This is a genomic window from Streptomyces nodosus, from assembly GCF_008704995.1.
In the GTDB taxonomy this organism is placed as follows: Bacteria; Actinomycetota; Actinomycetes; order Streptomycetales; family Streptomycetaceae; genus Streptomyces; species Streptomyces nodosus.
In genome coordinates this window covers 7201944-7216016 of sequence record NZ_CP023747.1, presented here as the reverse complement: position 1 = coordinate 7216016, position 14073 = coordinate 7201944, and the positions used below count along the sequence as shown (strand labels likewise).

10 protein-coding genes are annotated in these 14073 nt (G+C 72.6%); 5 read left to right on the top strand and 5 right to left on the bottom strand.

What is annotated here, in order from left to right; translation table 11 throughout:
* Positions 1-144: 144 nt before the first annotated feature.
* Positions 145-1644, bottom strand: coding sequence for a DNA-binding protein NsdB (locus tag CP978_RS32125; RefSeq protein WP_043446831.1), 1500 nt, complete (start codon positions 1642-1644; stop codon positions 145-147).
* Between the two features lie 232 nt (positions 1645-1876).
* On the opposite strand from CP978_RS32125, the gene CP978_RS32120 reads away from it, so the two are divergent.
* Positions 1877-3016 carry an aminoglycoside phosphotransferase family protein gene (locus tag CP978_RS32120; protein ID WP_150478349.1) on the top strand — a complete coding sequence of 380 codons (1140 nt, stop codon included), beginning with the start codon at positions 1877-1879 and terminating at the stop codon, positions 3014-3016.
* Between the two features lie 287 nt (positions 3017-3303).
* Positions 3304-5277 (top strand): N-acetylmuramoyl-L-alanine amidase, encoded by a 1974-nt coding sequence (locus tag CP978_RS32115; RefSeq protein WP_043446828.1) that lies wholly within the window; start codon positions 3304-3306, stop codon positions 5275-5277.
* A gap of 82 nt (positions 5278-5359) precedes the next feature.
* Here the strand turns inward: CP978_RS32115 and CP978_RS32110 are convergent, their stop codons facing one another.
* The 4 genes from CP978_RS32110 to CP978_RS32095 all read right to left on the bottom strand — a co-directional run bounded on the left by CP978_RS32110 (position 5360) and on the right by CP978_RS32095 (position 8505).
* A complete protein-coding gene (locus CP978_RS32110) occupies positions 5360-5857 on the bottom strand; it encodes a hypothetical protein (RefSeq protein WP_043446826.1) in 498 nt (165 codons plus the stop codon).
* A gap of 147 nt (positions 5858-6004) precedes the next feature.
* The gene (locus CP978_RS32105) at positions 6005-6922 is read right to left on the bottom strand and encodes a universal stress protein (protein ID WP_043446823.1); all 918 of its coding nucleotides are present in this window, start codon (positions 6920-6922) and stop codon (positions 6005-6007) included.
* A 126-nt stretch (positions 6923-7048) separates the two neighbouring features.
* The gene (locus tag CP978_RS32100) at positions 7049-7291 is read right to left on the bottom strand and encodes a DUF397 domain-containing protein (protein ID WP_043446820.1); all 243 of its coding nucleotides are present in this window, start codon (positions 7289-7291) and stop codon (positions 7049-7051) included.
* Between the two features lie 164 nt (positions 7292-7455).
* Positions 7456-8505, bottom strand: a complete 1050-nt coding sequence (locus CP978_RS32095; RefSeq protein ID WP_043446817.1) for a GAF domain-containing protein — start codon at positions 8503-8505, stop codon at positions 7456-7458.
* Positions 8506-9319: 814 nt separating this feature from the next.
* Between CP978_RS32095 and CP978_RS32090 the strand changes: the two genes are divergently transcribed.
* The 3 genes from CP978_RS32090 (at position 9320) to CP978_RS32080 (ending at position 14046) form a co-directional block, all read left to right on the top strand.
* A complete protein-coding gene (locus tag CP978_RS32090; protein WP_043446815.1) occupies positions 9320-11260 on the top strand; it encodes a beta-ketoacyl synthase N-terminal-like domain-containing protein in 1941 nt (646 codons plus the stop codon).
* Positions 11257-12795 carry an amino acid adenylation domain-containing protein gene (locus tag CP978_RS32085; RefSeq protein WP_043446812.1) on the top strand — a complete coding sequence of 513 codons (1539 nt, stop codon included), beginning with the start codon at positions 11257-11259 and terminating at the stop codon, positions 12793-12795. The genes CP978_RS32090 and CP978_RS32085 overlap by 4 nt, the downstream gene beginning before the upstream one ends.
* A gap of 66 nt (positions 12796-12861) precedes the next feature.
* Positions 12862-14046 (top strand): FAD-dependent oxidoreductase, encoded by a 1185-nt coding sequence (locus tag CP978_RS32080; RefSeq protein WP_043446809.1) that lies wholly within the window; start codon positions 12862-12864, stop codon positions 14044-14046.
* Positions 14047-14073: the final 27 nt, after the last annotated feature.

Here is a 14073-nt window from a genome sequence, read left to right as displayed (position 1 = left end):
GCACTGGACTGCCTGCGGACCGTCATGACGGAGTCCGGTGAGAGCGGGCGTGCGGACGACGCCGCTGTGCCGGTCACCGAGGTCGTGTCCTGACGGGCGGTTCCCACGCCGCCGCGGGTCACGGCCCCTCGGTGTCGAGCTCCCTCACGCCTGCGCGGTGGTGCCGCCCCGGCGCTTCGGCAGCATCTTGGGCAGGGCCAGTTCGATCTCCTCCCTCAGGTCCTGGATCTTCGGGTAGCTGGAGTACTGCCCGGTGAGCCGGTACATCTCGCGCAACCGGTCCCAGGTGCGGTGGGAGGAGTTCGCCCCCATCGACGTCAGGGCCAGGCGTGCGTAACGGTCGGCCTGTTCGGGGTCGTCGGCGATGAAGCAGGCCGACGCCAGGGAGATGTGGTCGAAGATCTTCGACCGCTCCCGGCCGGTCCCCCGCAGCTCCAGCGCCTCCCTGGCATGGCGCTGCGCGACGGCGGCCGCACCCGGATCGTGTTCGGCGAGGGTGCGGTAGGCCAGGGCCTGCATCCCGTGCAGATCCGCCTCGTCGAACATCTGCATCCAACTGGGCGGCGGGACATCCGACTTGTCGGAGACGAAGAGGTCCTCCGCCTCGCCGAGGGTGCGCCGCATGGCCTGCGCCTTGCCCATCGAGGCCTGGGCCCAGGCCTCGATGGTGCAGTGCATGGCCTTGGTGCGCGGCAGCACCTGGTCACCGGAGCCGGACTTGGCGAGCTGCATCAGATCGAGTGCGTCGTCGGGCCGGCCGAGATGCACCATCTGACGGGCGGCGCGGGAGAGCGCCTCCCCGGCGCGGGGCCGGTCGCCGCCCTCACGGGCCGCATGGGCGGCGATGACGAAGTACTTCTGCGCCGTGGGCTCCAGACCGATGTCGTGCGACATCCAGCCCGCGAGGACGGCGAGGTTGGCGGCGACGCCCCACAGGAGCCGCTGCAGATGGTCGGGGTGACGGTAGGAGAGCATGCCTCCCACCTCGTTGAGCTGGCCCACGACGGCCTTGCGTTGGAGCCCGCCGCCGCGGGCGGCGTCCCAGGCCCGGAACACCTCGACCGAGCGCTCCAGTTCCTCGATCTCCTGCCACCCGATGGGGGCGGCCTCGTAGCGGTCGTATCCGGCGGGTTCGGCGTGCAGGGGTTCGTCGAAGCGGGGGGCATCGGCCGCCAGGGCCGGGTCGGTGTGCAGCCAGTCGTGCATGGCGCTGCTGAGTGCGGAGCCTGCGGCGAGCGCGGCGCCCGCGCCCACCAAGCCGCGTCGGTTGAGCATGAGGTCCATTCCCGTGAATTCGGTGAGGACCGCAGCGGTCCGTTCGGGCGCCCACGGCACTCCGTCGGGGTGTTCCGCATTCCCGTCGTCACGCCGTCTCCCCACGCGCCTCTGCCGGACCAGACCGAGGTCCTCGATGGTCACGACACGGCCGAGCCGCTCGGTGAACAGAGCCGCCAGCACCCGCGGCACGGGATCGCGCGGGATCTCTCCCATGTCGATCCACCGCCGCACCCGCGAGGTGTCGGTCGCCAGCTGGGGGTGGCCCATGGCCGCCGCCTGCCGGTTGACCAGCCTCGCGAGTTCGCCCTTGGACCAGCCGGCCAGGCCGAACAGGTCCGAGAGGCGGGTGTTGGTCTGTCCGCTCACGTCAAGCCCCCAGGTTCTCGGCTGAGTTGACAGTAGCCCTCTGACAGTTGCTCCGGGACTATTCGCCAGGGTTCGCCAGGGTGCGCCAGATGGTGTGCCAGTGGCCGACGGGTGTCAGGTAGGAACGCGCCATCCCGACCCGGCCGCCGCAGGGGCACTCCCCAGGGTGCGTCTGCGGCGGCCGGATCGGGGGCGCGGAACTCGCAGGCACACGAAGGGATCTGTACCGACCATGTACACAGCATCGTCCTCCGTGTCCGCCCCGCCCCGGTCGCTGCGCCCCCGCCCGGGCGTCGGCGGCCCCTACCTCGACCCCGTGCGGCCGCCGGCCCCCACGCTCGGTGCCGGGCGCGCGCGACGCGTCGCGGGCGCCGGCGCACCCCCGCTCAGCGGAAGAATCGATCTTTCCGGCCCCCAGGGCGCACAGTTGCGTACGGCGATCGCCTCGGTCCATCGCATCTGTCCGGAGTTCACCCCGGTGCAGGTGCTGCGCCGCAGCGGGCGCTCCGTGCTCGTCGTCGGCACCACCGGGCGCAGTACGGCCGTCGCCAAGTGCTTACTGGACCACTCCCCCATCTGGTCCGAGCGGTTCCGGCACGAGATAGCGGCATACCGGTCGTTCGTCCGGCACCGGCCCCCCGTGCGGGTGCCCCGGCTGATCGCGGCGGACCCGGACCACTGCACCCTGGTCATCGAGCGGACGGCGGGCCGGGTGGCGGCGTTGCAGCGGCATCCGGTGGAGGCGCCGCCCCGTGCGGACATCCGGACGGCACTGGGCGCGATCTGCCGGCTGAACGCATGGCGCCCCCCGGCGGGTACCTTCGAGGCCCCGCTGGACTACGCGGAGCGGATCGCCCGCTTCCATGAACTGGGGCTGCTCACCGACCGGGACATGGGCGACCTGCAGAAGCTGCTGCACGGGATCGCCCACGCGGCGGGCCGGCAGGGCATGGGCCAGTTCTGTCACGGCGACGCCCTGCTGTCGAACATCCTGCTGTCGCCGGCGGGTCCGGTGCTGGTGGACTGGGAGCACGCCGGCTGGTATCTGCCCGGGTACGACCTGGCGACGCTGTGGGCGATCCTGGGTGACGCCCCGGCGGCCCGGCGTCAGATCAGCCAGATCGCGCAGTCCGCGGGACCGGCATCACGCGACGCCTTCCTGGTCAACCTCATGCTCGTGCTCACCCGCGAGATCCGCGCCTATGAGACGGCCGTGCAGCGTTCGATGCACGACACGACCCCGGCGGCACCGGGAGCGGCCCACCCGGGTGCTGCGTCGTCCGGCGAGGAACAGCGGCTGCTGCTGAGGCGGTTGCACGACGACTGCCAGATGGCCCGGCGGGCCGTCCGAGCGGCGGTCGGCACGCGCTGACGGGGACGGCGGTCCGTGGTGTCCCGCAACGGCGGCGCACCACGGGCCTTCGTCGTGTGCCCACCTCTTTCGGGGGACATCCGCAACGCCTCCGCCCGATCACCGGTCTACTCCACTGACGCCCCGCAGGCCGGGCCACCGCCGCCGCAAAACTCCGTTCCAGCACCGCTGACATGGGAAATCCCCCGCCTCCGGGCATGATTGACGGATCGTCGAAGAGCCGGTACCACTGACGCACGCTCGGCCCCCGTACGCCCCATGCGTCCGACCGTCCCCAGGAGGCCCCCTTGCGCGGTCCCGCCCCTGCCCCCCACACCACCTCTCGCCGCAGACGCGCCCGCCGGACTGCGGTCGCCGCCACCTCGGCGGCACTGCTGCTGCCCCTGCTGGGCGCCGCCCCGGCCGGCCCGCCCGGCGGCTCGCCCCCGTTGCAGAGCGCCTTCGCCGCCGCGGCCGACACCTATCACGTACCGCAGAGCGTGCTGCTCGGTGTGTCGTACCTCCAGTCCCGCTGGGACGCCCATGGGGGTGCGCCGAGCGTGGCGGCCGGCTACGGCCCGATGCACCTCACCGACGCCCGCGCCGCGCTCGCGGGGGCGGCCCACCACAGCGAGGGCACCGAGGACGCCCGCGGTGACCAGGCCCGTCCCCCGTTGCTGCCCACCGCGGCGGAGCCGGCCGACTCCGCCCTTCCGGACCGGCTCACCAGCCTGCCCAGGGCCGCCGCCCTGACCGGCATCCCGGCGGACCGGCTGCGCGCCGACCCGGCGTCGAACATCGCGGGCGGCGCCGCCCTGCTCGCCGCCGCCCAGCAACACCTAGGAGCGCCGCTCAGCAAGGACCCGGCCGACTGGTACGGGGCGGTGGCGACGTTCTCGGGCGCGGACGACAGTGCCACGGCGGACGCCTACGCCCGCGAGGTCTTTCAGGTGATGCGCGAGGGTGAACGACGCACCACGGACCTCGGGCAGAGAGTGACCCTCGCCGCGCAGCCCGGTCTGAGGGCCGACACCGCGCAGTTGGGCCGTACCGGGCTGCGCGCCTCCGACACGGACGGGACCGAGTGTCCGAGGACCGTGTCCTGCGAGTGGATCCCGGCACCCTACGAGCAGTTCGGGCAGGACGACTACGGCAACCACGACGTGGGCGACCGTCCGGCCTCCCAGCGCATCAGATCCATCGTCATCCATGACACGGAGGGTTCCTGGGACGGGGTCCTCGATCTGATCAAGGATCCGACCTATGTGTCGTGGAACTACTCGCTGCGCTCCACGGACGGGCACATCGCCCAGCATGTGAAGGCGAAGGATGTGGCCTGGCATGCGGGCAACTGGTATGTCAACGCCACCTCGATCGGCATCGAGCACGAGGGCTTCCTGGCCTCGCCGGACGCCTGGTACACGGAGGCGATGTACCGCTCCTCGGCGCGGCTGGTGCGGTATCTCGCGGCGAAGTACCGCATCCCGCTGGACCGGCAGCACATCCTCGGGCACGACAATGTGCCGGGCCCGACGACCTCGACGGTCCCGGGCATGCACACCGACCCGGGTCCCTACTGGGACTGGCGGCACTACTTCGCCCTGCTCGGCAAGCCGTTCCACGCCACGGCGGGCCCCCGAGGCGGTCTGGTGACGATCCTGCCCGGCTACTCCGCGAACCGCCCCGAGTACACGGGCTGCGCGACGGCGGGCCGGCCCTGCGCGGTGCACGGCTCCAGCGAGGTCAGGCTGTACACCGCGCCGGACGAGAAGGCGCCGCTGATCAAGGACATCGGGCTGCGTCCCGGCGGTGAGGACTCCACGACCGATGTGAACGACGTGGCCTCACGGGTGTCCACCGGCCAGCAGTACGCGGTCGCGGGCCGTGACGGGGACTGGACGGCGATCTGGTATCTGGGCCGGAAGGCCTGGTTCAAGAATCCGGGGAAGCAGCCGACGGCGGTGGACGCGTCCGGCCTTGTGGTGCGTCCCAGGCCCGGCCTCACGGACATCCCGGTCTACGGCCGGGCGTATCCGGAGGCGGCGGCCTACCCGGCGGGCGTGCCGGTGCAGGATGTCTCTCCGCTGCCGTATCGGCTGCCCGCGGGGCAGAGCTATGCCGTCGGTGACACGGTGCCGGGCGAGTACTACTACGCGGTCACCTATGCTCCGGACACCCATCGGGTCGTCGTCGGCAAGGACCGGTACTACGAGATCCAGTACGGGCACCGGGTGGCGTACGTCCGGGCGGCCGATGTGCAAGTGGTGCCGTCACGGTCATAGCGCGGCACGGGGGCCGGGACCCTTCGACGGTCCCGGCCCCCGTCCTCGCTCGGGTGCCTTCGCTCCGCTTGCGCTCCGGCGCTCAGCCCTGCTGGAACAGCTCCGCGGGCAGCGGCTTCAGCAGGGCGTACAGGTCGTCGGTGATGGGGCGGTCCCACGCCGCGATGGTCACCAGGACGTTGTCGCTGCGATCGAACTGGACGCAGGAGATCCGGCTCTCGGAGAGCTTGAGGCGACGGACGATGAGCAGATTGTCGCCCTGCATCACCGGGATGTCCTCGCTGCCCACGACGGTGATCTCCTCGTCGTTCTCCAGCGCGAAGAGGAGCTGGGCCACCTCGAAGGGAATCTCGCCCTCGGCGACGTCGCGGGCGGGGGAGCCCTCGGGCAGATTGCCGATGATCATCGCGGGGCCGCGACCGCCGAACAGGTCGTAGCGCAGAAAGACGCCCTGGCAGCTGCCGTCGGGGGCGGGCAGCAGACCGGCGCCGAGATTGCCCGGCCAGTCCCCCGGATCCATGGCCAGTACGTCGAAGTCGGGTCCGGCGGGAGTGGCGCTGCGGCGGCGGAGGAAGGACATGCCGCAATGGTACGTGCCCGGGAGAAAAGCAGGCCTCAGGGTCGGCCTGCGAAGGACCGGATCACCTCACGCCGCGCGGCTTCCCCGCGTCGCGCGGCCCGACCGTGGTCCGCCGCCCGCGCCCTGGTCGCCGGGTGTCCCGGGCGGTCAACCGTCGGTGCGGGACGGCTCCGCTCCCGGTGGGACGACCGCGACCGGGCTCGCCGCATGCAGCAGTACCGCCCTGGCCACCGAACCGATCATGCGGGCCGGAGCGAGCAGCCGTCGGCGGTGGCGGCCCACCACGACCAGTTCGGCGCCCGCGGAGGCCGCGACCAGATGACCGGCCGCGTCGCCGGGCGGGGTCGAGAGATCGACCCGGACCCGCGGGTGGCGCTCCCGGTGGCCGGTGAGGAAGCCCGCCGACAGGGTGCGGATCTCCTCCTCGACGGCCTCCTCGTCGACCACCGGGGCCCCGAGTTCCCCGGGCGCCGGCCAGACCGGGAGCGGGGGCCAGGGGTAGGCGGCGACCACCTGGAGCAGGGCGCCGCGATGGTCCGCCTCCGCGAAGGCGAAGGCGAGTACGGCCTCGGCGGGGCTGTCGACATGCAGTCCGACGACGACCCGCGGCCCCGGTGCGACGGGCGGGCCCTGGTGCACCTCACGTCCGGGTTGCGGCACCACGACCACCGGGCAGTCGGTGTCCCGTGCGACCGCCTGGCCGGTGGAGCCGAGCAGCAGACTGGCGAAGCCGCCGCGGCCCCGCGAGCCGAGCACCATCAGCTGGGCGGTGTCGCCCAGTTGGGACAGGACGGCGGCCGGGGTGCCGTTCGGGCAGAGGTACTCCACGGCCGGGATCCCGGCCGGGTCCCCCAGCCGCGCCCGGGCCTGGTCGAGCACCGGGTCCGCGCCGGGCTCCGGAGGTACGGCGCCCGGGACACCGGGCCGCGCCCCGCGCCCGTACTGCCGCACATGGGCCACATGCAGCGGTGCCACCCGCAGCCGTGCGGCCGCCGACGCCCACTCCAGGGCGCGCAGGCTGTCGTCCGATCCGTCTACGGCCGCGACGACCGGCAGGGTGGTCATGGATTGCTCGCCTCCGGCACACCGCGGTTGATTCCTACGGGGCCAGCCTGACGCAGAGGCCGGTTCCGGCACGGGTGCGACGGCCGCGTGTCCGGAATTTCCGCCACCGGCGAGGGTTCGGAGGGGTCAGGTGAGGTCGAACTCCCCCTCTCGGGCTCCCGACACGAAGGCGCCCCACTCCGCGGGGGTGAAGATCAGGGAAGGGTTTTCGGGGCTGCCGCCGTTGCGCATCGCGATGAAGCCCTCGACAAAGGCGATCTGGACATCTCCGAGCCCTCGGCTGCTGGAGCGCCAGTCGGCGTTGCTCAGGTCCAGCTGCGGCTTGTCCCAGCCCGTGAGCAACTGCTGCTGGGTGGTGCTCTCGGCCACGTCCGTGCTCCTCCCGGTTCGTCGTCGGCGGTCAGCCTAGCGAGCGCGCCTCACCGCCGACAGGTCATGGAAAGAGATGCCTCCAGAAGCTTGACGGGGTCTCCGGGCGGCCGGTGGCACCGCTCCCGCGCGGCCGCCGAGCGCCCCGGGGCACCCACCGGGGCTCAGTGGTGGTTGCCGGCGTTCTCCATCCGTCGGCCCTGCGCCCCGCCCGGCAGACCGGCGGCTCCGAGCCGCTCGAACCGCTCCTGCACATTCGCCGCGAAGGCCTGCTGCTCGGCGCCCGGCCGGCCCTGCCCGGTGACATTCATGGCCACCGTGAGGACGCCGCTGATGGGCGCGCTCGGAGAGGTACGCACCGGGGTGCAGAGGAAGGTGAAGTCCTGGGGTACCGAGGAGTCATGGGTGGCGACCCGGGCGCACGACAACTGGCTGGGCCGCCCGGTGCGGAAGGCCTCGTCCAACGCGTGGAACAGTCCCAGGGACTCCAGGCCCGGCAGCACCGTCCGTCCGGGGCTGAACTGCGGGACCCTGCCGAAGGCGGCACCCTGCCTGCCGTTGGCGTAGCGCAGCAGGTGGTCGGGGCCCTCCGTGAGCATGATGGGGAAGGGAGCGCCGTCGAAGACCGCGAACAGCTCCTGCTGCTGGGCGAGGAGGCTGTCGCGCAGCCTGAACTCGGACAGCAGGGTCTCGGTCAGTTCCTGCATGCCCTCGCGCAGTCCGCGGTCCCAGGTGCGGGGCTTGAAGTCCGCGACGCACACGGTGCCCAGGATCATGCCGGTGTGGTCACGCAGCGGGGTGCCCAGATAGGAGCGCACGCCCAGGTCGTTGACGAGGGGGTTGCCCTTGAAGCGCGGGTAGTCGAACACGTCGTCGAGGGCCAGTTGGGACCCCTGGGCCACCACATGGGGGCAGAAGCCGTGGTCGCCGGGGGCCTCACGGGAGAGTTCGCTCAGATCGAAGGCGACTCCGCCGCCCTCGGGGTGCACCCGGTCCTCGGGCGAGGCGGTGGGCACATACATCCCGCGGAACATCTGCCGCTCGTCGTCGATGAAGTTGACCATGGCCAACGGTGACTGGGTGAAGCCGGCCGCGAGTCGCGCGACACGGTCGAAGGTGGCCTCCGCCTCGACGGTGTTGAGGCCGAGAATCTGCAGTCGCAGCCGGCGCTGCTCGCCCGCGAGCCGGGCCTGGTCGGATGAGAGGGGATCCATGGGGTCAGATGAAATCAGAAGCCCGGCCTTCGCGGATCGCCTCTCCCACTCAATTCCGTATCACTTGTCTCACGATCAACTCCCCACGCAGGAAAGGAAGATGGCCGACGGACCCGGGTGACCACCGCGCCTCCGGGGCCCACGAACGCCCAGTCCCGGAGCCCGTCCAGAAGACTCCGGGCCTCACCCTCTCGCGATGACTTCACGCCAATCCCGCAGCAGCGATCGAGCGGGAACCGCTCGGCGTACGACAATCGTGCGGCGGGCTGGTTTTCGACGCCGACGCATTCACCCCGGCATGCCATCGAGTGATCGAGCTTTCGTTCGACCGTCCGGTAGCAGGTACGGGTGGGGTGCGTTCTGCTCGTGTGATCCCTGTGGAACGAGTGTGTGCGATGCACCTGCGAGAGAGGGCACAGCGGGGTGGGGCAAGGAGGGTTCGCGCGGCGGGCTGCCGGCCATGAGCGGCAGCCGCGGTGTCTTTTCGGCCGGGGTGCCGGCCGGGAATTCCAGCCAAAGTCCGCATCGCTTCCGGCGACCCGCCGGCTCTCCGCGGACGGGGGGCCGCCGACCCGCTCGGGAGATTTTCCCGTCTGACGGACGAACCCGGCGGGAACAGCCGCCGGGCTCATGAGCGAACCGTCCTCTTCCGCCCGGAACCGGGTGCCTCGCGGTACGGCGCCATGAACGCCATGGCGTGTGCACGGGGCGGGCCCGGTGATGCCGTCGTGCCGGGCGGCGCCCACCGATGCCCGCGGCCGGGTCAGCCGCGCCATCGTCACGGACAGTCTCGAAACCGCGAAGGAGAAATGTCATGAGCAGGTCGGATGTGGATGCCCGGTCGGTGGCGGTGGTCGGCATGGCCTGCCGGCTCCCCGGCGCATCCGGCACCGACGAACTGTGGGCCCTCCTGGAGGACGGCCTCGACGTCCTCAGCGACACCCCACCCGAACGGTATGACGCGGACGCACTGCACTCACCCGTTCCCGCTCCGGGCCGGCTGGCCGCCCGTCGTGCCGGCCATGTCGACGGGATCGCCGAGTTCGACGCCGAGTTCTTCGGGATGTCCGCCACCGAGGCGGCGGAACTCGACCCGCAGCAGCGCCTGTTGATGATGACGGCCTGGGAGGCGCTGGAGGACGCCGGACTGCCGCCCGACCGGATCGCCGGCACCCGCACCGGTGTGTTCGTGGGCAACGCCCGCGCGGACCACCTCGAACTGGCCCTGCGCCATGGCCCGGAGAGCGCCACGGCCGCCCAGCTGAACAACTTCCGTTCGCTGCTGCCCGCCCGGCTGTCCCACCTCTTCGACTTCCGCGGCCCCAGCCTGGTCGTGGACACCGCCTGCTCGTCCTCCCTGGTGGCCGTGCACCAGGCGGTACAGAGTCTGCGCACCCGGGAGTGCCCGCTGGCCCTGGCGGCGGGGGTGAACCTCACACTCCGCCCCGACGAGGGTCTGGTGATGTCCCAGGCCGGCGGCATGGCTCCCGACGGACGCAGCAAGTTCGGCGACGCCGGCGCCGACGGCCACGCGCCCAGCGACGCGGTGGCGGTGGTCGTCCTCAAGCGGCTGACGGACGCGCTGGCCGACGGCGACCGGGTGCTCGCCGTGATCGAGGGCAGCGCCGTCGGCAACGACGGACACACCAGCGACTCGGTGCTCAACCCCTCCCTCGAGGGCCAGATCGACGTGCTGCGCTGGGCGTACGAGGACGCCGGCATCGATCCCGCCGACGTCGACTACGTGGAGGCGCACGGCTCCGGCTCGCCCGCGCTCGACCCCCTGGAGCTGACGGCGCTGGGGCAGGTCCTGGGCGAGGGACGGCCGGTGGACCGCCCGCTGCTCGTCGGCTCGGTCAAGACCAACATCGGACACGCCGAGGCCGCGGGCGGACTGGCCGGACTGATCAAGGCGGTGCTCTGCCTGCGGCACGGCCGGGTCCCCGCCAGCCTGCATCTGTCCGTGCCGAACCCGGAGGTGCCCTGGGACGAGCTGCCGCTGGTGGTGCCCGGGGCGCCCGTCGACCTGCCCGAGCTGGACCGCCCCGCCGTCGCCGGGGTCTCCGGGCAGGGCTCCTCCGCGCTCAACGCGCATGTGGTGCTCCGCAGCCCCGACCCGGTGCGGGCTCCCGCCGCACCGGCCGCGCACCGCACGGCGTACGTGCTGGTGCTCTCCGCGCGCACCCCCGCGGCCCTGGAGGCGCTCGCGCGCTCCTACGCCGCCCATCTCTCCCCCGGCGGCGCGGGATCCGGGTACTCCGTGCGCGACATCTGTTTCAGCGCGGCCACCCGCCGGGAGCACCACGCCCACCGGCTCGCGGTGGCCGGGGGGACCCATGCGGAACTGGTGGCGGCGCTCACCGGTGCCCCGGCCCCCGACGGCGGGCCGGTGTCGGCCGTCGCCGACCGCTACCGCCGGGGCGAGGACATGGACTGGGAGGAGGTGTTCGGCGCCCGCGGACGCTTCGTGCCGCTGCCCACCTACCCCTGGCAGACCCGGCCCCACCGGTCCGGCGGACAACGGGACGACTCCGGTGATCTGGCGGCCTGGGTACTGCGCGAGCACGCCCGCACCGGCTTCGACGACGCCTCCACGCTCACCGACATCGGCATCGACTCGCTGGCGAAACTGCGGATCGTGGTCGAGCTGACCAAACGGTCCCGTCTGGAGGTCGACCCGGAGGAGTTCGGCAGCCTACGCACCGTGGGCGAGCTGCGCCGCTGGACCCGCGATCTGGAGGCGGTCGCCCGATGAGCGGGCCGGGAACCCTCTATGCACGCTTCGCCCGCTCCGCCGAGCGGTACGGCGACGACACCACGGCGCTGGAGGTGGGCGAGGACCGGCTCGGCTACGCCCGGCTGCGCGAGCTGGCCGAGCGGCTCGCCGCCCGGCTGGTCGCGGCCTCCGGCGCCGTCCCGCCGCGCCGGGTGGGCCTGCTGGCGGGCCGTTCGGTGACGGCGTACGCCGGCTATCTCGCCGTGCTGCGGGCCGGAGCGACCGTCGTGCCCCTCAACCCCGAGCATCCGCAGGCGCGTACGGTCGACATCGTCAAGGCCGCCGAGGTGGAGGTCGTGCTCACCGACACCGCGGGGGCGGGCACCGGACTGGGGGTTCCCGTCCTCACGGTGCCGCCCGGCGACCTGATCCCGCTCGGGGACGGTCCCGCGCCCCGGCTGCCGGAGCCGGGGACCGGTCCAGACGACATCGCGTACCTCATCTTCACCTCGGGGTCGACCGGCACCCCCAAGGGAGTGCCCATCGCGCACCGCAACATCTGCGCCTATCTCGACCGGGTCGCCCCGCGTTACGACATCGCGCCGGGCAGCAGGCTCTCGCAGTCCTTCGAGCTGACCTTCGACGGCTCGGTGCACGATCTGTTCGTCGCCTGGGAGGGCGGCGGCACCCTGGTGGTGCCCCGGCGGGGCCAGTTGCTGTCCCCGGTGAAGGCGATCAACAAGCTGCGGCTCACCCACTGGTTCTCGGTGCCGTCGCTGATCTCCTTCGCCTCCCGTCTCGGCACCCTCGAGCCGGGCAGCATGCCCACCCTGCGATGGAGCGTCTTCGGCGGCGAGCCCCTCACCCTGGAGGCGGCCCGCGCCTGGCGGGCCGCCGCGCCCGCCGGCCGTCTCGAGGTGCTCTACGGCCCCACCGAACTCACCATCTCCTGCACGGCCTACCGCTTCCCCGACGACCCCGCCGCATGGCCCGACACCCCCAACGGGACGGCGCCCATCGGTACCGCCCACCCGTCCCTGGAGGTGCTGCTGCTCGACCAGGAGGGCCGGCCCGCCGACAGCGGCGAACTGTGCGTCCGCGGTCCGCTGCGCTTCCCGGGCTATCTCGACCCGGCGAACGACGCGGGACGCTTCCTCACCCCCGAGGGGCGGCCCTGCGGCGACGGGCCGCCGACCGGCCGGCACTGGTACCGCACCGGGGACCGGGTCATGGTGCGCGACGGCCGGCTGATCCATCTGGGCCGCACCGACCACCAGGTCAAGATCCGCGGACACCGGATCGAACTCGGTGAGTTGGAGGCCATGCTGCGCCGGCAGCCCGGGGTGCGGGACGCGGTCGTCCTCGCGGTGCACGCCGCCGACGGCGAACCGGAGCTGGAGGCCGCGGTCGAGGGCACCGGCTGCACGCCCGAGGGGCTGTTCGCGGCCCTGGGCGAACGGCTGCCGCCGTACATGCTGCCCCGCCGTGTCGCCGTGCGGGAGCAACTCCCGCTGAACACCAACGGCAAGATCGACCGGCGGGGGCTGCTCGAGGAACTCCGGCGCTCCCGCTGAACCGGCCGGGTCCGGTCACCGCACCACGCCATCCCACTCTCCGACGTTCGTTGTGAGGCAACCCCTATGTTCGACGCCATCGTGGTGGGCGCGCGCTGCGCCGGTGCGCCCACCGCCCTGCTCCTGTCCCGTGCGGGGTACCGGGTACTCCTGCTCGACAAGGAGCCCTTCGGCACCGACACGCTCTCCACCCATCTGATCCACCAGCCCGGGGTGGCCGCGCTGGCGCGCTGGGGCCTGCTGGACGCGATACGCGCCTCCGGGTGCCCTCCTCTGGACCGGGTGTCCTACGACGTCGCCGGCATCCGCCTCGAGGGGTGCTCCCGGGGCGTGGAGGGACAGCGCGCGGGGTTCGCCCCGAGGCGGCACATCCTGGACGCCCTCCTGGTGGAGGCGGCGGCCGCCGCGGGTGCCGAGGTGCGCGACCGCTGCCGGGTGACCGGACTGCTGCGGGACGAGCAGGGGCGCGTCGTCGGCGTGGAGGGCCGCCACGGCGGCCGGGCCTTCACCGAACGCGCCCGTCTGGTGATCGGCGCCGACGGGATGCGCTCCACCGTCGCCCGTCTGGCGCAGGCGCCGTACACGGTGAGCGATCCGCGGCTGACCTGCGCCTACTACACCTACTGGGAAGGCGTCCCGGCCTCGCTCGAGCTCCATGAGGGCCCGGACAGCTGGGTGGCGGCGGTGGCGACCCATGACGCGGCGACCCTGGTGCTCGCCTACTTCCCGCAGTCCCGTTTCGAGGAGGTGCGCACCGACGCCCGTCGCGCCTACCGGGAGCAGATCCGCGCCACCGCGCCCGCCCTCGACGAGCGGCTGGCCGGCAGAAAGCCGCTCGAACGGCTGCGCGGCACCGGCGACCAGCAGAACTTCTTCCGCCGGCCCACCGGCCCGGGATGGGTGCTGGTGGGCGACGCGGGGCACCACAAGGACTCCATCACCGCGCGCGGGATCAGCGATGCGTTCCTCCAGGTGGAGGACCTGGTACGCGGTCTGGACGGACGCCTCGGCGGGAATCCGGCCGAACTCGACGCGGCCCTGGCGGAGTTCGCCGAGAAGCGGGACGAGGCGCTGCTGCCCGGCTACGAGGCCACCCTGGGGGTGGCTCAGCTCACGCCGCACGAACAGCGGCTGTCCCTGCTGCGGGCCGTGGGGAGGGACCCCGAGCTGACGGCGATCTACTTCGACATGGTGGCCGGCATCGAGACGGCGAGCGCGCTGTACACCCCCAGACTCCTCGCCCTGCTCTGACCGGTCGCCGCACACACGCCGGGCCGT

Bases quoted from the DNA above. Each gene is read 5' to 3' on its own strand.
- CP978_RS32105 (WP_043446823.1), bottom strand. From the start codon at position 6,922: ATGACCACCCTGCCGGTCGTCGCGGCCGTAGACGGATCGGACGACAGC.
- CP978_RS32110 (WP_043446826.1), bottom strand. From the start codon at position 5,857: ATGTCCTTCCTCCGCCGCCGCAGCGCCACTCCCGCCGGACCCGACTTC.
- CP978_RS32080 (WP_043446809.1), top strand. From the start codon at position 12,862: ATGTTCGACGCCATCGTGGTGGGCGCGCGCTGCGCCGGTGCGCCCACC.
- CP978_RS32090 (WP_043446815.1), top strand. From the start codon at position 9,320: ATGAGCAGGTCGGATGTGGATGCCCGGTCGGTGGCGGTGGTCGGCATG.
- CP978_RS32085 (WP_043446812.1), top strand. From the start codon at position 11,257: ATGAGCGGGCCGGGAACCCTCTATGCACGCTTCGCCCGCTCCGCCGAG.
- CP978_RS32120 (WP_150478349.1), top strand. From the start codon at position 1,877: ATGTACACAGCATCGTCCTCCGTGTCCGCCCCGCCCCGGTCGCTGCGC.
- CP978_RS32095 (WP_043446817.1), bottom strand. From the start codon at position 8,505: ATGGATCCCCTCTCATCCGACCAGGCCCGGCTCGCGGGCGAGCAGCGC.